This is a genomic window from Oceanisphaera psychrotolerans (genome assembly GCF_001870485.1).
GTDB classification, from domain to species: domain Bacteria; phylum Pseudomonadota; class Gammaproteobacteria; order Enterobacterales; family Aeromonadaceae; genus Oceanimonas; species Oceanimonas psychrotolerans.
Window position 1 is genome coordinate 37,114 of the sequence record NZ_MDKE01000018.1, and the last position, 17,693, is coordinate 54,806.

Below are 17,693 nucleotides of genomic sequence, written 5' to 3' on the forward strand. Positions count from 1 at the left end.
CTCAGAGGTGAATCGATATGAACAAAAAAAGCAGACGTTGGTGGTGGCTGTTGCCACTGGTGTTGATACCGCTGTTAATCTCGGGCTGGGGTGAACTGCAGGCCCGGCTGGGGCGTCATCTGCTGTCGGAGCCACCGGAACTGGTGGTGGAGGCGCTGCCACCCGGTTACGATCCCGCCGCTGCCAGGCCCGTCTATGACGGGCCTCATGCTTCCCGGGTTCCTCTGGATTTATCCGCCTTTCCGTTTCCCGTCAGTCCCGGTCAAACCGGTCCGGTAGATACGTCGCTCGGCCCGTTGCAGTATCCCTTCGCCTGCAATACCGAAGAGGTCGGACTGGGGCAGCCGTTGGTGGATAATCATCAAGGCATCGGCACCCCGGTGTACGCCGAGCTCGACGGAATGAAGGACAAGACCCGGTTGCTTGGGCACAGTCAGGACTGTCTGTTGCAGACCCGGGTCGATTATTTCTACAAGGTCACGGGGCGAGACGATTTTCACCCCTTGCCGGCGGGCAGCGAGCCGGCCGACATGGACAGGGTCAACTGGCAGGGCCGTTCCATTCCCTTCGTGCTGCGGGTAGAGCGGGGTACCATCAACCGCTTCATCTACGTCATCGCCATGCTGGCCGATCCGGCGGCGCCGGTGACCGATAGCCACAGCCCCTACTGGAACAACAAGCTCATCTATCACTTCAAGGGTGGAGTGGGCATCGGCAAGCGGCAGGGCAAAATGAGTCTGGGTCGCATCGCTTCGCGTCTGGTCAGCCAACTGGCTCAGGGCTATGCCCTGGCGGGGTCGAGCGGTAATGTCACCAGCAATCACTACAACATGTGGCTGGCGGCCAACACCGCCGAGATGGTCAAGGCGCAGTTTGTGGCGCGCTATGGCAAGCCGGTCTATACGGTTGGCATCGGTGGTTCCGGTGGCGCGGTGCAGCAGTACCTGTTTGCCCAGAACAAACCCGGACTGCTCGATGCCATTATTCCCCAGTACAGTTATCCGGACATGATCACCCAGAGTATCTGGGCGCTGGACTGTGAACTGCTGGAATATTATTTCGATGTGACGGCGCGGGATAACCCCCGCTGGCGGGTCCAGGAAAACCGGGGCCAGGTAATGGGGGTGGCGGCCAGCAGTGACGTCGAACACGAATTCAAGAAATACTATCGCTGGGCCCGGGTGGCCGGCCTGGGGCTGACCCTGCCGGCTCTGCCTCCCGGCGCCACCGAGTGCTCCAATAGCTGGCGGGGGCTGGCCCCGCTGACCAACAATCCCCGTTATTTCCATCGGGCCCATCATTATGCACCGGCCGTAGCCAGAGGCGACAGATTCAGCCACTGGCACGATCTGGCGGCTTTCTATGGGGTAGGGGAAGATGGTTATGCCCATCGTACCCATGACAACATCGGGGTGCAGTATGGCCTGGAGGCATTGAAGCAAGGGCAAATCAGCATCTCCGAGTTTCTGCACCTCAACGCCAATATCGGCAGCTGGAAGGCACCGAAAGACATGGCGCAGGAAAAACTGTGGGTGCTGACCGGGGACGACAGCCTGGCGGATGTTTCCATCTGGAGCGATCATAACATGCAGAAAACGCCGGGCAGTCCGGTGCCGTTGCGGGTGTTCGAACGCAATCAGGTCGATCTGGTCAAAACGGCGCCCCGTAGCCGGGGGCATGACGGAGCCATGGCGGCGGCTTATTATTCCGGCCATGTCTTTCTCGGCAACATCGACATTCCGGTGATCGACTTGCGCCATTATCTGGATGACCAGCTCGATATGCATCATTCCTACGCTACCCTGTCATCCTGCTGCGGATCCGCCAGGCCAGAGGGCAGGTGGATAACATGCTGATCTGGCAGAGTGGCAAGCCTTATGACCCCAGCGATCGCGCCTTTGTCCTGCTCGACGAGTGGCTGACCACGGGGCAACGTCCGCTGGCGGCGAAGGACGCCTGCTGGACGGATCAGGGGGAGCCGATTGCCGAGGGCGACAATGTCTGGAACGGCGCCTGGCGGGGTGACAGCGACACCGGCGCCTGTCTGAGTCATTATCCGGCTTACCGTTCGCCGCGTAATGCCGCCGGCAGCCCATTGACCGGGGATCTGTTCAAATGTGCGCGGGTACCGGTCGCTGACGCCATAGCCCAGGGCTTTTATGCTCCCCGGGACGTGGCCCCCTACGGTGCCATGCTGGAGGTGGTATTCCCGGATGGGGTTTGCGACTACCGGCGAGGCGATGTGGCCCGTCCACCGGAGGCCGAGCTGGGGGTGCTGTAGTGGCGACAACCGGACTCAGGGAACGCCCGGATGTGCTATCAGTACGATCCGTATGCTCAGTCTGGGCTGGAGTCGCGAGTCAGAACAGGTGACGGGCCCGGAAATGGTGCTCACCCGGTGCCATCTCGTTGCTGATGGCGGTCAGAATGGACGGTGAAATCTGGCCGCTGTCTGCCTCGAAGGTGCCGCACAGCTTCAGCGTGCGACGGATGTCTACCTTGTGGCCCAGATATTCGAGTACCACCCGGGTACAACTGGGCATGCGCTCTCCGCTGGCCGAGGCGCCAAGTCGCAGGCCACTCAGTCGTCCTACCCGGCTCTTGAAGGTCGGGATCAGTATGGTCTGGGTCAACTGGTTGCGGGTAAGCGATTCGTAATCCATCAGGAAAATACGATCCGCCAGCAGGTGCCCCATTCCGAGATACTTGCTGTGATAGACCCTCTCGCCGGGACTCTGTTGCAGCCGTTCTGTGCGCTGATAGTAGATGTGGCTGCCCCGCTTTTCCAGACACACCAGGTTGCGCAGAATCTTGCCGGGGAAGGCCATGGAGTAATGATATTCGAAGTAATAGCCGAGGTATTTTTCCAGTCCCTGGGAGTGGGCCCGCAGCAGATCCAGGTGGTGATGCTCCGGGTGCTCCTCCATATCTTCCCGTGGCCGGGGCCGCACCTGGATCAGCAGCTCGAACTGGCTGTGAGGCATCAGTATTTCGTATTCCTCCACTCCGAAGAAGTCACACAGCCGGCGCAGGCTGTGGGCCGACGGTTTGTAACGCCCGCTGAGGTAACGGTTGAACTGGGGCCGGTTGATATTGAGCTTGCGGCACACCTCGGCCACCGACTTGTAGTAGCTGCATAGCAAACGCAGGTTTTTGGCAAATTCTTGATGCATAGGGACTCCCGGTAACTGGCTCCAGTGTACCCAAACTCATTTTCCTGCAACAGAGTGCATCTGTTTCTTGTTGATGTCGTTAGTGCGCCAAGTAGCACCATATTGCTACAGGGTGCCAACTTCCCCGCTCGCCCCGCTTATTGCTGTAATAGCGCTCTTGAACCTTGATGCCGCCGGCCAGCAACCGGGATTCAGATTGGGTGATGACAGGGTACAGCAAGGCTGACAGTGTCATTCTCCGGTCTGACCAACGACTTTGTGGGAGAGCTCCAAATGCAAACACGTACCGAATACGATCTTCTGGGTGAACAACAGGTACCGGCCGAGCCTGGTACGGCATTCAGACCCTGAGAGCCAAGCAGAACTTCAACATCACCGGTGTCCCCATCAGCCATTTCCCAGAGCTGATCCAGTCGCTGGCCATGGTCAAGGCGGCCGCCGCCCGCGCCAACCACCAGCTCGGCCTGCTGGCCCCGCACAAGGCCGAGGCGATCGAAGCCGCCTGCACCGACATCATCGGAGGGGATCTGCATGACCAGTTCGTGGTAGACCTGATCCAGGGAGGGGCCGGTACCTCTACCAACATGAATGCCAACGAGGTGATTGCCAACCTGGCGCTGGCCAAGCTGGGCTGTGAGCGGGGACAGTATCAGCAGTTGCATCCCAACAACGATGTCAATCGCTCCCAGTCCACCAATGACGCCTATCCCACCGCCGCCCGGCTGGCGATTGTCTTTGCCGCCCAGCCGCTGAAGGCGGCCATCGCCGGTCTGCAGCAGAGCCTGGCCGACAAGGGGAGGGAGTTCGCTCATATCCTGAAAATGGGCCGTACCCAGTTGCAGGATGCCGTGCCCATGACGCTGGGTCAGGAATTCGAAGCCTTCGCCGTCAACCTGGGCGAGGAAGAGGCCCGCATCGACGATGCCTGCCGGCTGCTGTGTGAAGTCAATCTGGGGGGCACCGCCATCGGTACCGGCATCAATGCTCACCCCGGCTATGCGCGTCTTGCGGTAGCCGAGCTGGCGGAGATCAGCGACTTGCCGGTGAGCCTGGCACAGAATCTGGTGGAAGCCACTTCCGACATGGGCGCCTTCATCACCTTCTCCAGTGTGCTCAAACGGCTGGCGGTGAAGCTGTCCAAGCTCAGCAACGATTTGCGCCTGCTTTCCAGCGGTCCGCGTACCGGTCTGGGCGAGATCATGCTGCCGGCCATGCAGCCCGGTTCTTCCATCATGCCGGGCAAGGTCAATCCGGTGATCCCGGAGGCGATGAACCAGACCGCCTTTCAGGTGATTGGCGCCGATCTGGCGGTGACCCTGGCCGCCGAGGCCGGTCAGCTGCAGCTCAATGCCATGGAGCCACTCATTATCTACAATCTGCTCAACAGTTGCCGCATGCTGGGCGAGGCCATCCGCATGCTGGACGAACGCTGCGTACAAGGTATCGAAGCCAACGAAGCCCAGTGTGCCAACCATGTACAAAACAGCATCGGCATCGTTACCGCCCTGGTTCCCCATATCGGCTACGACAATGCCAGCCGCATCGCCGGCATGGCGTTGTTGAGCGGTGCCGGAGTGGCGGAACTGGTGCGTAAGGAAGAGTTGCTGAGCGAGGAAGCGCTGGCCGCCATCCTGAGCCCGGCGGCCATGCTGGCACCGGTGGCGGTGTAAGGTGGGACGCGTACTGATATTGCATACCGGCGGTACCATCGGTTGCCAGGCTTCCCGCGACGGCCACAAGCCCAGCTCGGGGTTTGCCGAACTGTTGCGACGCCGGCTGCAGGATAGCGGCGAACCCGGGCTGCCCGAATTCGATGTGATTGAGCTCGGCCAGTTGATCGACAGCGCCAACCTGAGCCCGGATCACTGGCTCAAATCGCCGGGCTGCTGGTGATCCACTGGCAGAATTATGACGGTTTTCTGGTGCTGCACGGTACCGATACCATGGCCTATACCGCCTCGGCGCTGTCATTCATGCTGCCGGGGCAGGATAAGCCGGTGATCCTGACGGGCTCCCAGATCCCCCTGAGCGAACGGCGTAGTGACGGCCTGGACAACCTGATCAACGGTCTGTATTTGTGTCAGACGGCAGGACTGGCGGAAGTGTGTGTCTATTTCAACGGCCGGCTGCTGCGGGGCAACCGTACCACCAAGCTCAAGGCGACCGAGCTGGATGCCTTTGCGTCCCCCAATCTTCCACCGCTGGGGGTGGCAGGGATCAGCATGGAGCTGGATCGGGGGCGGTTGCTGCCGGCCGCTCCCCTGCGCTTCCGTATTCCGGCATTTGATGCCGAAGCGGTGACGGTGCTCAGCCTGTATCCGGGCATTAGCGCCCGGGCCGCCCGGGCCCTGCTCGATGACGAGCGGGTACGGGGTGCCGTGATGCTGAGTTTTGGCGTGGGCAATCCGCCCGATGCCAATACCGAGCTGATGCAGGTGCTGGAAGAAGCGGTTGCACGAGGGGTGGTGATCGTCAATCGTACCCACTGTTTGTACGGCAAGGTGGATCAGGGCACCTATGCCACCGGCCATACTCTGACCCGTATCGGAGTGACACCGGGAGGAGATCTGACACTGGAAGCGGCCTTTGCCAAGCTGCATTTTCTGCTGGCGCTGGAGACCAGTCCCGAACAGATACGCAGCCTGATGCTGCAGTCCATGCGTGGAGAGATTCAGGGACCGGCAGCCGACTGGTTGAGTCTGAACCGGGTGGCGGGAATTAAAGTGTTCTCTTCGGGGTCTTACTAGCATGCCGGGTACGCACTCAGTGCGTTTTCATCATTGCTAACGTCGAGGTAGTGGTATGAACATCATCAAACAAGCGGTTACCGGCGGCCTTGTCGCCTCCCTGCTGCTGACACTGGCGGCATGTAGCAACCTGTCCGAGCGGGATCGCAACACCGCCATCGGCGCCGGGGTGGGTGGTGTTGCCGGTTCGGTGCTGACGGACGGCAGCGCTCTGGGTACCGTGGGCGGAGCCGTGGTCGGCGGCGTGATCGGCCGCGAAGTCAGCAAAGACAAGAAGTGAGCAGGGATGATATCCGGCACGGCGCGGAAAATTATTTCCGCCGCCGTTATGGGCTGACAGCGCCGGGCCGGTAGGCGCGCTCCCCCAGATAATTGCCCGGCGGGTAGTAATTGCATACCAGGATGAGGTTGTTGCTGCAGACCGAGGTGGCACAGCCCAGCTCGCGGGTGTCGGGCCAGATCATCTGGGTGTAATGTCCAACCCGGGGCGCCATTTCCCGGGTGAGCGGCTGCCCCGCATAATCCCGCTTTTCGTCCTCCCAGGCCTTGATACCGTCCAGCTCGTCATAAAATCCCAGCGTCCCCATAAACAGGTTTTCACCGAAGCCCGAGCCCCGACTGTGCTCGATGTCGCAGCGCTGGGCCAGCTCGCCGGCCCAGCGTTGTGCCTGCCTCTCGGCGGCGGCAGACCAGCCGAGCGGGGCCGCACCGACCTCTGCCCGGACTTTGTTATGGTATGCCAGCTGTTGTCGTTGCTTGTCCGTGAGTGAGCCGGTTGCCGCCCCGCCAGTGAGCAGTGGGCTGGAGGCCGGCGGCCTGTCGCTTTGTTCGTGAGCCTGGCGAGCGGTGGCCGAACCCGGGCCATAACAGCCAGGCAGCAAAGCCAGCCCGGCCAGGAGCAGTATTCTGTTCATCCTGAGTCCTCGTGCCGTTGTTTCTTAAGAATGGCATAGATTCCGCCCAATCCGGCTGGCCGGCGGCCGATATTGTCTGATGAGGCCGTTGTAATATTGGCCGGCCGGTGAGCGACTATGGTACAGGAGTTGCCATCCGCCGAAGGAGCAAACATATGAACAACAAAGGTGTCAGCATCACCCTGTTCCGCTGGGCGGGCGCCTGGGGACCCTTCCGGATCAAGATCCCCTGTGGGGAGTGTGCACTGTCCAGAGACGTGATCCGGGATACGTTGAGCCGTGAGCTGGCAGAGATTCCGGTCGAGCTGGAAACTCGAGACTGGCTGAGCGAGTGGTGGCGGCCCCTGATAAAGGGAGGCTGGCATGCGCCCATCATCATGGTCGAAGGGCGTGTGATCGCCCAGGGGCAGGCCCTCAATCGCGGGGTGCTGGTGCAGGCGGTGATTGAAGCCCATGTCCGCCGTACGGCGCTGACCGGTAACCATCTGTTCGGCAAGGAAGGCTGTCCGCACTGTCAAAAGGCCAAGGATTATCTGCACCGGGCCGGCATCGAGTATCGTTATCACGATGTGGTCAGGGACGAACGCTCGCTCTATGAAATGCTGGCGAGGGTCAAGCCGGTCATCGGGCCGAAAACGCCGGTGACGGTGCCACAAATCTGGCTGGAGGGGCGTTATATCGGTGGCGCCGATCGGCTGATCGGATAAGGCTCACCGTGGACAGACAACCAAAAAAAGCCAGCCTCTTCAGGCTGGCTTTCTGGTCAGATTCGGCGGCCCGTCTTACAGGCTGGCGATCTGTTCTTGCTGTTGCTGCAGCTTGCCCAGGCTGGCCTGGTAGTCGGCCAGTTTTTCCTGCTCCTTGGCCACTACTTCGGCGGGGGCCTTGGCGACGAAGCCTTGGTTGTTCAGCTTGCCTTCCAGTCGCTTGATTTCACCGGCCACCTTGTCCAGCTCCTTCTGCAGCCGAGCCAGCTCGGCGTCCTTGTCGATAAGGCCGGCCATCGGCAACAGCAGTTCGGTGTCGCCGATCAGCTGCTTGGTGGATACCGGTGCTTCCTCGTCGGCCGCCAGCAGGGTGATGGCGTCCAGTTTGGCCATGGCCTTGAGGAAGGCATCGTTGTCGATGGCGCGACGGGCGTCGTCACCGGCCGGACGCAGCAGGACACTCAGTGCCTGGCTGGGCGGAATGTTCATCTCGGCGCGCAGGTTGCGGATGGAGACGATAAAGCGTTTCACCCACTCCAGATCGGCCATGGCTGCCTCGTCTTCCAGTGCCGCATCCGCCTCCGGATAGGCGGCCAGCATGATGCTGTCGCCGCCACGGCCGGCCAGCGGGGCCACCCGCTGCCAGATTTCTTCGGTGATGAAGGGCATGATGGGATGCGCCAGCCGCAGCAGGGTTTCCAGCACTTCGATCAGGGTCTTGCGGGTGCCGCGCTGTTCGGCCTCGGAGCCATGCCACAATACCGGCTTGGTCAGCTCCAGGTACCAGTCGCAGAACTGGTTCCAGATAAACTCGTAAAGCGCATTGGCGGCCCGGTCGAATCGGTAACCGTCCAGGGCGTCGCGCACGTCCTTGATGGTGACCTGCAGCTGAGCCTGGATCCAGCGATCCGCCAGCGAGAACTTGAGCTCGCCGCCGTTCTGGCCGCAATCCTGCTCTTCGGTGTTCATCAGCACATAGCGGGAGGCGTTCCACAGCTTGTTGCAGAAGCTGCGATAGCCGTCGAGCCGGCTCATGTCCCAGTTCAGATCCCGGCCGGTGGTGGCCATGGCCATGAAGGTGAAGCGCAGGGCGTCGGTGCCGTGGGCTTCGATGCCTTCCGGGAATTCCTTGCGGGTGCTCTTGGCTACCTTGGCGGCCAGCTTGGGCTGCATCATGTTGCCGGTGCGCTTTTCCACCAGATCTTCCAGGCCGATGCCGTCGATCATGTCCAGTGGATCCAGCACGTTACCCTTGGACTTGGACATCTTCTGACCCTGCTCGTCCCGGACCAGACCGTGTACGTAGACGGTCTTGAAGGGCACCTGGGGCTTGCCGTTTTCGTCCTTGATGAAGTGCATGGTCATCATGATCATGCGGGCCACCCAGAAGAAGATGATGTCGAAGCCGGTGACCAGCACGCTGGACGGATGGAAGGTGGCCAGCTCCGGGGTCTTCTCCGGCCAGCCCAGGGTGGAGAAGGTCCACAGGGCGGAGCTGAACCAGGTATCGAGTACGTCTTCGTCCTGGCTCAGTACCACCTCGGCACCCAGGTTATGGTTGGCGCGCACCTCGGCCTCGTCGCGGCCCACATAGACCTTGCCCTCGGCGTCGTACCAGGCGGGAATGCGGTGGCCCCACCACAGCTGACGCGAGATGCACCAGTCCTGAATGTCACGCATCCAGGAGAAATACATGTTTTCGTACTGCTTGGGCACGAACTGGATTTCACCGTCTTCCACTGCCTGGGTAGCGACCTTGGCCAGGGGCCCGGCGCGTACGTACCACTGATCGGTCAGCATCGGCTCGATTACCACGCCGCCCCGGTCGCCGTAAGGCACGGTCAGATCGTGATCCTTGATGCTGTCGAGCAGGCCCAGCTCATCCAGGGCGCCAACGATGGCATCACGGGCGGCGTAGCGCTCCAGCCCCTGAAACCGGGCCGGCAGCTCGGCTGAGTAGGCGTCACTCGGCTCGCCCTTGCTGGTGAATACCTCGGCTTCGGCACGAATGTCGGCGTTCAGGGTCAGCACGTTGATCAGCGGCAGCGAGTGGCGCTTGCCCACTTCGTAGTCGTTGAAATCGTGGGCCGGGGTGATCTTCACACAGCCGGTACCCTTTTCCATGTCGGCATGTTCGTCGCCGACGATGGGAATGCGACGATCGACCAGAGGCAGCATGATGAACTTGCCGATCAGATCCTTGTAGCGGGGATCTTCCGGGTTCACCGCCACGGCGGTATCACCGAGCATGGTTTCGGGACGGGTGGTGGCCACCACCAGATAGTCCTTGCCATCGGCGGTCTTGACGCCATCGGCCAGCGGATAGCGGAACTGCCACATGTGGCCTTTCATATCGCGGTTTTCGACTTCCAGATCGGAGATGGCGGTGTGCAGCTTGGGATCCCAGTTCACCAGGCGCTTGCCACGGTAGATGAGGTCGTCTTCATACAGCTGTACGAACACTTCCTTCACCGCGTTGGACAGGCCCTCGTCCATGGTGAAGCGCTCGCGCTCCCAGTCGACCGAGGCGCCCATGCGGCGCAGCTGCTTGGTGATGGTGCCACCGGACTCTTTCTTCCAGTCCCAGATCTTGTCGATGAAGGCCTCGCGGCCGTAATCGTGGCGGTTCTTGCCTTCTTCGGCGGCGATCTTGCGCTCCACCACCATCTGGGTGGCGATACCGGCGTGATCGGTGCCCACCTGCCACAGGGTGTTCTTGCCCTGCATGCGCTGGTAGCGGATCAGGGTATCCATGATGGAGTCCTGGAAGGCATGCCCCATGTGCAGGCTACCGGTCACGTTGGGCGGCGGTATCATGATGCTGTAGGGGTCTTTGCTGGTATCGCCGTGGGCCTTGAAGTAACCCCTGCTTTCCCATTGCTGGTACAGGGCCTGCTCGATGGCGTTGGGATTAAAGGTTTTTTCCATGATATTAGTCGTCTTGAGTTTGGGGTGGTACAGGGGCGGTCGTGAGTTCGAACCCGGCCTGACGATAGACTTTGAAGCGTTCCCGGGCCTGTTGCTTGCCCTCCTCATCGGAGGGCACGAAGTCAATCAGTTGCTGGAAACGCCGGGCAAAGGCGGGAGCCTGGGGCGCCAGGTTGATCAGCACCTGGCGGCCGCTGTGCGGAGCCTGCCAGCTGATGACCACAGGGGCACCCCGGGCCGGGCCTTCGCCCTGAAGATTATGGGCCACGAAGCCGTCGGAGGGCTGCTGCCACAGCCGTTCATCCAGCGCCTCGGCCTGGGCCTGGTCACGGGTATGAATGAAAACGCCCAGCCCCTGACGGTAGCAATCGGTGGTCAGCCGACACACCAGCTGCTCCAGCAGCTCGGAGCCGGACTGATCCGGCAGCAGGTAAAAACAGCCCTGGCTCATGCTCACTCTTCGGTGTTGTTCACGCCGGCCCGGTTCAGCAGGAACTGGGTCAGCAGCGGCACCGGACGACCGGTGGCGCCCTTGTTCTTGCCGCTGTTCCAGGCGGTACCGGCCACGTCGAGGTGAGCCCAGTTGTACTTTTTGGTGAAGCGGCTGAGGAAGCAGGCGGCGGTGATGGTGCCCGCCGGACGACCACCGATGTTGGCCATGTCGGCGAAGGGGCTTTCCAGCTGCTCCTGATATTCGTCGCTCATCGGCAGACGCCAGGCGCGATCGCCGGCCTGCTCCGAGGCGTTGAGCAGTTCGTGGGCCAGCGGATTGTGGTTGGCCAGCAGCCCGGAAGTGTGGTGACCCAGGGCGATGATGCAGGCACCGGTCAGGGTGGCCACGTCGATGACCGCTTCCGGCTCGAAACGCTCGACGAAGGTCAGGGCGTCGCACAGCACCAGCCGGCCTTCGGCATCGGTGTTGAGCACTTCGATGGTCTGGCCCGACATGCTGGTGAGGATGTCACCGGGGCGATAGGCGTTGCCATCGGGCATGTTTTCACAGCCGGCGAGAATGGCTATCACGTTCACCGGCAGTTGCATCTCGGCCAGGGCATGCATGGTGCCCAGCACCGAGGCGGCGCCGCCCATGTCGTACTTCATTTCGTCCATGCCTTCGGCAGGCTTGATCGAGATGCCGCCCGCATCGAAGGTCAGGCCCTTGCCCACCAGGGCGATGGGACGGGCATTCGGGTCCGGATGGCCCTTGTATTCGATCACCGACATCATGGCTTCGTTGTGAGAACCACGGGCCACCGCCAGGTAGGCGTTCATGCCCAGCTCGGCCATTTCTTCCTCGCCGATCACCCGGGTGCTGATGTTGCTCCAGGCATCGGCCAGCTGGCGGGCCTGAGAGGCCAGGTAGGCGGGATTGCACACATTGGGTGGCATGTTGGCCACATCCCGGCATACCTTGACGCCCTTGGCCACGGCCAGACCGTGCTGGGTGGCGCGCTCGCCAATGGTCAGTTCCCGTCGCGTGGGCACGTTGAACACCAGCTTGCGCAGCGGGCGACGCGGCTCGGCCTTGTTGGTCTTGAACTGGTCGAAGGTATAGAGGCTGGCTTTAGTGGTTTCCACCGCCTGGCGCACCTTCCAGTAGGTGTCGCGGCCCTTGACGTGCAATTCGGTCAGAAAGCAGACGGCTTCCATCGAACCGGTGTCGTTCAGGGTGCTGATGGTGTTGCGGATGATCTGCTTGTACTGTCGCTCGTCGAGCTCCCGTTCCTTGCCGCAACCGACCAGCAGCACCCGCTCGCTCAGCACACCGGGTACCTGATGCAGCAGCAGCATCTGGCCGGCCTTGCCTTCCAGATCGCCGCGGCGCAGCAGAGAGCTCAGGTAGCCGTCACTGATTTTATCCAGCTGTTCGGCAACCGGAGAGAGACGGCGGGGCTCGAATACGCCGACGACGATGCAGGCGCTGCGCTGTTTTTCGGGGCTGCCACTTTTAACACTGAACTCCATGGATTCTCCTACAGCTTGAAGACAATGAGCGCCAGATCAACGATAATGATGGCCATCGCTAAAAGACGCCGAACTTCGCGTACTTAATATGCGAAAATCGTAATTTTACGCTTATTCTTAAGCGTTTCCATTAAAAAGACAAGTTTACACTGGGATTAACGGTGATTGCATTCCGCTATTTGTTTCGGGAAACCCTGAAGACGCAGCTGGCCGTGCTGTTCGTGCTGCTGCTGATCTTCATCAGCCAGAATTTCATCGAGGTGCTGGGCGAAGCCGCCAGTGGCAAGATCCCCGGCGCCTGGTGGGCAAGCTGCTGCTGCTCAACCTGCCGGAAATGGCCACGCTGATGCTGCCGGTCAGTCTCTTTATCGGCATCCTGTTTGCCCATGGCAGGCTCTATGCCGAAAGCGAGATGACGGTGATGCGGGCGGTGGGCATCGGCCCCGGCAAGATCATGCGCGCCACTCTGGTGCTGGCGCTGTTCTGGACCGCAGTGGCATTGTTCAATTCGCTCTGGCTCAACCCCTGGTCCAAGACCCAGGTGTATCAGCTGCTGGAAGAGGTCAAGGCCGATCCGGGCTTTGCGGTGTTGCGCGAAGCCCGCTTCATGAGCCTGGACGGGGGCCGTATCGTGGCCTACGTAGAGGATCTGGAGTCCGCGGACGAGGGCAACCGGTTGAGCCGGCTCTTCGTGGTGCAGCGGGGCCAGGCCCAACAGGCGCCCAGCATCGTAGTGGCCGACGGGGGCCGTTTGCAGGAGCGGGCCGGTGGCCAGTGGCTGACCCTCGATCAGGGACGACGCTACAGCGGTACGCCCGGCAGCCGGGAGTTTGATATCGCCGAATTCGACGAATACAGCGCCTATATTCGCGCCGCCGAGGTGGGAGAGGCCGAACGCAAAGAGTCCGCGCTCGACAGCATCGGGCTCTGGCAGTCGGACGAGCTGATGGATCGGGTGGAGTTGCAGTGGCGGCTGGTCATACCGCTGTCGATGCTGGTGCTGACGCTGGCGGTGGTGCCACTTGCCGTGGTTAATCCGCGCCAGGGACGTTATGCCAAGTTGCTGCCGGCCATTCTGCTGTATCTGCCTACTTTCTGCTGCAAAGTGCTTCCCGCTCGGCGGTAGAGGGAGGCAGTCTGCCGGTACAGCCCGGGCTCTATACGGTACCGCTGCTGTTCTTGCTGCTGGTGACCCTGCCGCTCAATCTGCTGGAAACGGCCTGGTGGAACCGGACCCGGGAAAAACTCAAACGGAACAAGGCGGCCTGATGCTGACTATTCTCGATCGTTATATCGGCCGTACCGTGCTGATGTCCATGTTGTTGTGTGAACTGACGCTGGTGGGGTTGTCCGCCATTATTCGCTACGTGGAACAGCTGCGCAGCGTGGGCGAGGGCAGCTATACGTTGTTGTCGGCGTTTTATTATGTGCTGCTGTCGATGCCCAAGGAAATCGTGCTGTTTTTCCCCATCGCCGCCCTGCTGGGCGGTCTGATCGGTCTCGGGCAGCTGGCCAGCAGCAGCGAGCTGGTGGTGATGCAGGCGTCGGGCAGCTCTCGCTTCAACATTGTCACCAGTGCCCTGAAGACGGCGCTGCCGCTGATGCTGATTATCATGCTGGTGGGCGAATATGTGGTGCCGGCTACCAAGCTGGCGGCAGACGATCTGCGCACCCAGTCCCGCTCCAACGGTCAGGTGGTGCTGTCGGTCAACGGGGTCTGGGCCAAAGACGGCGAGTCCTATATCAACATCGGTCAGGCCCGGCGTGATGGTACTCTGAGCAATATCACCCTCTACTACTTCGATGATGATATGAGGCTCGACCGCATCACCCAGGCGGCCAGTGCGCTGTATCGGGACCAGCAATGGCAGTTGAATGATGTGACCGACACCCTGTTCGATACCGGCGTGTCCATCGACACCGAACAGTATGCCAGCCGAGCCTGGCATTCCAGCCTGACCCCGGAAAAACTGGGGGTGGTGGCCATCGATCCGGACGAACTGCCGATGCGGGGACTATGGGAATACAAGGGCTATCTGGAAGACAACGGCCAGGATGGCAGTCTTTATGAGCTGGAGTTCTGGCGCAAGGCGCTGCAACCGGTGATGGTGATTGCCATGATGCTGCTGGCCTCTTCCTTCGTGTTTGGCGCCCTGCGCAGCGTCACCATGGGGGCCCGGATACTGATGGGGATTCTGTTCGGCTTCGGTTTCTATGTAGCCAATGAAGTCTTCGGTCCCATCAGCCTGGTCTACGATGTGCCGCCGGTACTGGGTGCCATGGGGCCCAGCCTGCTGTTTATCGGCGTGGCGCTGTTTCTGCTCAATCGCCGGGCGTAAAAGCCGGGATTGGAGGTTGGGGACTGGATCAATCCCGAGTCCCCGGTCCCCAATCCCGGTTATTGTTTATCCAGCAATTGCTTGTTCTGTTCTTTGGTGAGGACCACCATTTCGCAGTCGGCGATTTTATCCTGTAATGCCAGCCGGTTGCGTGGATTCAGCCAGATCCAGAAGTTGCCCAGCCCCAGCAGCGCGCTGAGGGCACGGATCAGGCATTGAGACAGCCGCAGGCGGCTGCCATCGGTATTCTGCACTCGCAGGCGCCAGGCGCGCATGCCGATGGTCTGACCGCTGGTACGCCAGAACCAGCAATAAAAGCCAAGGGCTACGCTCAGCAGGCTCAGTTGGTACAGTCGGTTGGCACTGAGCAGCGCGGCGGTATCCTGATAGGGTCCCAGCGTTATCCAGCCCAGGCTCAGGGCCAGCGAGGTCAGGCCGAAGAAGATAAATCCGGCCACCATCAGCAGCGAGACGACCACCAGCACATCATAAAGCCAGGCGCCCAGCCGTCGCATTACACCTGCCCTGGGCAGCCCCGTATAAGAAGTCACTACCATTACCCGCCGTTTGCTGAAAAAGTTGCGCTATTCTAGCAAATGCAGTGGCTTGGGGTCATCGTTACTCGGCTGTATGATTGCTGTTCGGTTGTCGCAGGTCGAGTCATAATTTGCTTGCGGGGAGCGAGCGGATACGTATAATGCCAGTCGCTCACCTTGGTGGGCTATCAAGTGGCAGTGTGATGGAATTGGTAGACATGAGTGATTCAAAATCACTTGCCTTCGGGCGTGCCGGTTCGAGTCCGGCCTCTGCTACCACTTGATAATCAAAACCACCCTCGAGGTGGTTTTTTGCTTTCCGGCAAGTGCTTTTCCCGCTCGACGTTTCTCCGAACACCCGCTTTCAGCCTGACGGCCGGTATTGGTCCTGCCCGGTTTATCCGTCTTCATGACCGGTGACGCACGGGCCTTTCAAGGTCCATTCCCGCCCGAGGCGGGATCACGTAGAATGACCTGTTTTTTCGCTTCTTCGCATAGAGTGTATTTTCATGCTAAAACCCGGCCAGCTGGTTACCGCCTCCGTTCACAGCCTTACCGATAAAGGAGATGGCATCGCCACCCTGGAAGGCCGACCCCTGTATATCGAAGGCGCCTTGTCCGGCGAGCAGGTCGAGGTGCGGCTGAGCCTGGTCAAGCCCAACTTCTGCCAGGGCACTCTGGTGCGTGTGTTACGGCCGTCGACCGCCCGCCGTGAGGATTTCTGCCCCTATACCGCCTGTGGTGGCTGCCAGCTGCGGGTCATGAGTGACGAAGCACAGCTCGATTTGAAGCGCCAGTTGCTGATTGATGCCCTGGCGGCAAGGGGGCTGGATTGTCCGGTGGCGGACACTATGGGCATGAATGAGCCCTTCCATTACCGCAACAAGGCCCAGTATGCGGTACAGCCCGGGCCTTATGTCGGCTTTTATGCCAAGCACAGCCATCAGCTGGTGGAAGTGGACGAGTGTCGGGTGCAGGCACCGGTGACCACCGATGTGGTGCAGCGAGTAAGAGCCTGGATGCGTCGCTGTGCGGTGCCGGCGTACAACGAAGCCACTCATGGTGGCAGCATTCGCCATATCATGGTGCGTAACGGCATTCACAGCGGTGAGCTGATGGTGGTGCTGGTGGCGGCCGAAGCCCCCTCGACTGAGGCGCTGGCGCAGCTGGTGAACGAGCTTGAATCCGTCGCCGGGCTGGCCAGCCTGCAACTGAATATCAATGCCGCGGTCGGCAACCGGGTGCTGGGACCGGAGAACCGGCTGCTGTGGGGCAAGGAGCTGATAACCGACAGCCTGGACGGTCTGGAGTTTGCCATTTCGCCGCTGTCTTTCTATCAGGTCAATCCGCGCCAGACCGAGGTGCTGTACCGAGAGGCGATGCGACAGGCCAACCTGCAGGGCAATGAGGTGGTGTTCGACCTTTACTGCGGCATAGGTACCATCAGCCTGTTTATGGCCCGTCATGCCAGACAGGTGATTGGCATAGAACTGGTGCCCGAGGCCATTACCGATGCTCGCGCCAATGCCGAGCTGAACGCCATCGCCAATATCGAATTTCATCAGGGTGCCGCTGAGCTGTTGGTGCCCCAACTGTATGCCGAGGGTATCAAAGCCGATGTGGTGGTGGTGGATCCGCCGCGGAAGGGATGTGATCCGGCGCTGCTGGCTACCCTGGCCGAGATGCAGCCCAGCCGACTGGTGTATGTTTCCTGCAATCCCAAGACCCTGGCCCGGGATCTGGCCTGGTTGTGTGAACATGGCTTCAGGTTGGAGCAGGCCACACCGGTGGACATGTTCCCTCATACCATGCATGTGGAAACGGTGGCGTTGTTGACCAGAAAACAGGGCAAATAAGGCATTGCAATAGCCTCAACTGATAATTATTATCAATGGCGTTATCGGAAGGGGGAAGCTCGATGGTGGTTTTATTGGTCTTAATCTGGTTATCACTGCTGTGGTGGGTGCCGGGTTCGGCACTCACTTTGTGGCTGAGTGCCGGCTTCGCCCTGTTTGCCTTGCTGCTGGCAATGCCCTCGGTCAGTCGTCACTGGTACTGGCTGCCCATCGGCGGGCTGGCTGGGCTGGGGATGGCATTGGGTATGATGATGACTGGAAATGGGGCCTAGTACCGTCAGAAGCGAGCGAGGTTAAAGTGGTCAAAGATCAAGATGCATGATGCTGTAACCCGGCAAGAGACTTGCGAGCATGCAATAGATATAAGGGATTTTTAATAAAAAGAAGTATTGTGAGGAATACTGCGTAAATAACCGGGAGGTTATTACTGATGTAACAATCGTGGTGCGAAGGGGGGGACTTGAACCCCCACGTCCATAGGACACTAACACCTGAAGCTAGCGCGTCTACCAATTCCGCCACCCTCGC

Annotated in this window: 14 protein-coding genes, 2 tRNA genes and 3 pseudogenes; 12 read left to right on the top strand and 7 right to left on the bottom strand. The window is 60.5% G+C overall.

The genetic code is table 11. The annotated features are described in order from the left end of the window. Positions 1 to 17: 17 nt before the first annotated feature. Positions 18 to 1,856: a DUF6351 family protein gene (locus BFR47_RS07890; protein ID WP_139215130.1), complete on the top strand. Its 1,839-nt coding sequence runs from the start codon at positions 18 to 20 to the stop codon at positions 1,854 to 1,856. Further along, the gene (locus tag BFR47_RS19110; RefSeq protein ID WP_139215131.1) at positions 1,850 to 2,281 is read left to right on the top strand and encodes a DUF6351 family protein; all 432 of its coding nucleotides are present in this window, start codon (positions 1,850 to 1,852) and stop codon (positions 2,279 to 2,281) included. The genes BFR47_RS07890 and BFR47_RS19110 overlap by 7 nt, the downstream gene beginning before the upstream one ends. Before the next feature lie 79 nt (positions 2,282 to 2,360). Here BFR47_RS19110 and BFR47_RS07895 read toward each other — a convergent pair whose 3' ends face one another. Next, a complete protein-coding gene (locus BFR47_RS07895; protein WP_071472556.1) occupies positions 2,361 to 3,173 on the bottom strand; it encodes a helix-turn-helix domain-containing protein in 813 nt (270 codons plus the stop codon). Positions 3,174 to 3,446: 273 nt separating this feature from the next. Between BFR47_RS07895 and BFR47_RS07900 the strand changes: the two are divergent. From BFR47_RS07900 to BFR47_RS07915, 4 genes and pseudogenes are all read left to right on the top strand, one after another. After that, positions 3,447 to 4,843, top strand: a pseudogene (locus BFR47_RS07900) (aspartate ammonia-lyase). A 1-nt stretch (position 4,844) separates the two neighbouring features. Beyond that, a pseudogene (locus BFR47_RS18635) lies at positions 4,845 to 5,344 on the top strand (asparaginase domain-containing protein); the annotation flags it as partial. 51 nt (positions 5,345 to 5,395) lie between these two features. Next, positions 5,396 to 5,920 carry an L-asparaginase family protein gene (locus BFR47_RS18640; protein WP_245748854.1) on the top strand — a complete coding sequence of 175 codons (525 nt, stop codon included), beginning with the start codon at positions 5,396 to 5,398 and terminating at the stop codon, positions 5,918 to 5,920. A gap of 55 nt (positions 5,921 to 5,975) precedes the next feature. Beyond that, positions 5,976 to 6,200, top strand: coding sequence for a glycine zipper 2TM domain-containing protein (locus BFR47_RS07915; RefSeq protein WP_071472559.1), 225 nt, complete (start codon positions 5,976 to 5,978; stop codon positions 6,198 to 6,200). 46 nt (positions 6,201 to 6,246) lie between these two features. Here BFR47_RS07915 and BFR47_RS07920 read toward each other — a convergent pair whose 3' ends face one another. Further along, the gene (locus BFR47_RS07920; RefSeq protein WP_083399062.1) at positions 6,247 to 6,834 is read right to left on the bottom strand and encodes a CAP domain-containing protein; all 588 of its coding nucleotides are present in this window, start codon (positions 6,832 to 6,834) and stop codon (positions 6,247 to 6,249) included. A 155-nt stretch (positions 6,835 to 6,989) separates the two neighbouring features. Between BFR47_RS07920 and BFR47_RS07925 the strand changes: the two genes are divergently transcribed. Then, positions 6,990 to 7,541 carry a glutaredoxin family protein gene (locus BFR47_RS07925; protein WP_071472560.1) on the top strand — a complete coding sequence of 184 codons (552 nt, stop codon included), beginning with the start codon at positions 6,990 to 6,992 and terminating at the stop codon, positions 7,539 to 7,541. Positions 7,542 to 7,616: 75 nt separating this feature from the next. On the opposite strand, the gene BFR47_RS07930 is transcribed toward BFR47_RS07925, so the two are convergent. The 3 genes from BFR47_RS07930 to pepA are packed head-to-tail and all read right to left on the bottom strand — an operon-like array spanning position 7,617 to position 12,434. After that, positions 7,617 to 10,469, bottom strand: coding sequence for a valine--tRNA ligase (locus tag BFR47_RS07930; protein ID WP_071472561.1), 2,853 nt, complete (start codon positions 10,467 to 10,469; stop codon positions 7,617 to 7,619). A 4-nt stretch (positions 10,470 to 10,473) separates the two neighbouring features. Further along, positions 10,474 to 10,920: a DNA polymerase III subunit chi gene (locus BFR47_RS07935; RefSeq protein ID WP_071472562.1), complete on the bottom strand. Its 447-nt coding sequence runs from the start codon at positions 10,918 to 10,920 to the stop codon at positions 10,474 to 10,476. A gap of 2 nt (positions 10,921 to 10,922) precedes the next feature. Further along, positions 10,923 to 12,434: a leucyl aminopeptidase gene (gene pepA / locus BFR47_RS07940; RefSeq protein WP_071472563.1), complete on the bottom strand. Its 1,512-nt coding sequence runs from the start codon at positions 12,432 to 12,434 to the stop codon at positions 10,923 to 10,925. A gap of 149 nt (positions 12,435 to 12,583) precedes the next feature. On the opposite strand from pepA, the pseudogene lptF reads away from it, so the two are divergent. Both lptF and lptG read left to right on the top strand, forming a co-directional pair. Further along, positions 12,584 to 13,703: pseudogene (gene lptF, locus BFR47_RS07945) on the top strand (LPS export ABC transporter permease LptF). Beyond that, positions 13,703 to 14,773, top strand: coding sequence for an LPS export ABC transporter permease LptG (lptG, locus tag BFR47_RS07950; protein WP_071472564.1), 1,071 nt, complete (start codon positions 13,703 to 13,705; stop codon positions 14,771 to 14,773). The pseudogene lptF and the gene lptG overlap by 1 nt, the downstream one beginning before the upstream one ends. Before the next feature lie 59 nt (positions 14,774 to 14,832). Here lptG and BFR47_RS07955 read toward each other — a convergent pair whose 3' ends face one another. Continuing rightward, positions 14,833 to 15,330, bottom strand: coding sequence for an RDD family protein (locus BFR47_RS07955; protein ID WP_071472565.1), 498 nt, complete (start codon positions 15,328 to 15,330; stop codon positions 14,833 to 14,835). A 173-nt stretch (positions 15,331 to 15,503) separates the two neighbouring features. Here BFR47_RS07955 and BFR47_RS07960 point away from each other — a divergent pair. The 3 genes from BFR47_RS07960 (at position 15,504) to BFR47_RS07970 (ending at position 17,437) form a co-directional block, all read left to right on the top strand. Next, positions 15,504 to 15,588: transfer RNA gene (locus tag BFR47_RS07960), tRNA-Leu, on the top strand. Positions 15,589 to 15,818: 230 nt separating this feature from the next. After that, entirely contained in the window at positions 15,819 to 17,165 is a 1,347-nt protein-coding gene (rlmD, locus tag BFR47_RS07965) for a 23S rRNA (uracil(1939)-C(5))-methyltransferase RlmD (protein ID WP_071472566.1), read from the top strand. 62 nt (positions 17,166 to 17,227) lie between these two features. Further along, the gene (locus BFR47_RS07970; protein WP_071472567.1) at positions 17,228 to 17,437 is read left to right on the top strand and encodes a hypothetical protein; all 210 of its coding nucleotides are present in this window, start codon (positions 17,228 to 17,230) and stop codon (positions 17,435 to 17,437) included. A 170-nt stretch (positions 17,438 to 17,607) separates the two neighbouring features. Here BFR47_RS07970 and BFR47_RS07975 read toward each other — a convergent pair. Next, a tRNA-Leu gene (locus BFR47_RS07975) sits at positions 17,608 to 17,693 on the bottom strand.

Bases quoted from the DNA above. Each gene is read 5' to 3' on its own strand.
- BFR47_RS07890 (WP_139215130.1), top strand. From the start codon at position 18: ATGAACAAAAAAAGCAGACGTTGGTGGTGGCTGTTGCCACTGGTGTTG.
- pepA (WP_071472563.1), bottom strand. From the start codon at position 12,434: ATGGAGTTCAGTGTTAAAAGTGGCAGCCCCGAAAAACAGCGCAGCGCC.
- BFR47_RS07970 (WP_071472567.1), top strand. From the start codon at position 17,228: ATGGTGGTTTTATTGGTCTTAATCTGGTTATCACTGCTGTGGTGGGTG.
- BFR47_RS07925 (WP_071472560.1), top strand. From the start codon at position 6,990: ATGAACAACAAAGGTGTCAGCATCACCCTGTTCCGCTGGGCGGGCGCC.
- BFR47_RS07915 (WP_071472559.1), top strand. From the start codon at position 5,976: ATGAACATCATCAAACAAGCGGTTACCGGCGGCCTTGTCGCCTCCCTG.
- BFR47_RS18640 (WP_245748854.1), top strand. From the start codon at position 5,396: ATGGAGCTGGATCGGGGGCGGTTGCTGCCGGCCGCTCCCCTGCGCTTC.
- BFR47_RS19110 (WP_139215131.1), top strand. From the start codon at position 1,850: ATGCTGATCTGGCAGAGTGGCAAGCCTTATGACCCCAGCGATCGCGCC.
- lptG (WP_071472564.1), top strand. From the start codon at position 13,703: ATGCTGACTATTCTCGATCGTTATATCGGCCGTACCGTGCTGATGTCC.
- BFR47_RS07895 (WP_071472556.1), bottom strand. From the start codon at position 3,173: ATGCATCAAGAATTTGCCAAAAACCTGCGTTTGCTATGCAGCTACTAC.
- BFR47_RS07920 (WP_083399062.1), bottom strand. From the start codon at position 6,834: ATGAACAGAATACTGCTCCTGGCCGGGCTGGCTTTGCTGCCTGGCTGT.
- rlmD (WP_071472566.1), top strand. From the start codon at position 15,819: ATGCTAAAACCCGGCCAGCTGGTTACCGCCTCCGTTCACAGCCTTACC.
- BFR47_RS07930 (WP_071472561.1), bottom strand. From the start codon at position 10,469: ATGGAAAAAACCTTTAATCCCAACGCCATCGAGCAGGCCCTGTACCAG.
- BFR47_RS07935 (WP_071472562.1), bottom strand. From the start codon at position 10,920: ATGAGCCAGGGCTGTTTTTACCTGCTGCCGGATCAGTCCGGCTCCGAG.
- BFR47_RS07955 (WP_071472565.1), bottom strand. From the start codon at position 15,330: ATGGTAGTGACTTCTTATACGGGGCTGCCCAGGGCAGGTGTAATGCGA.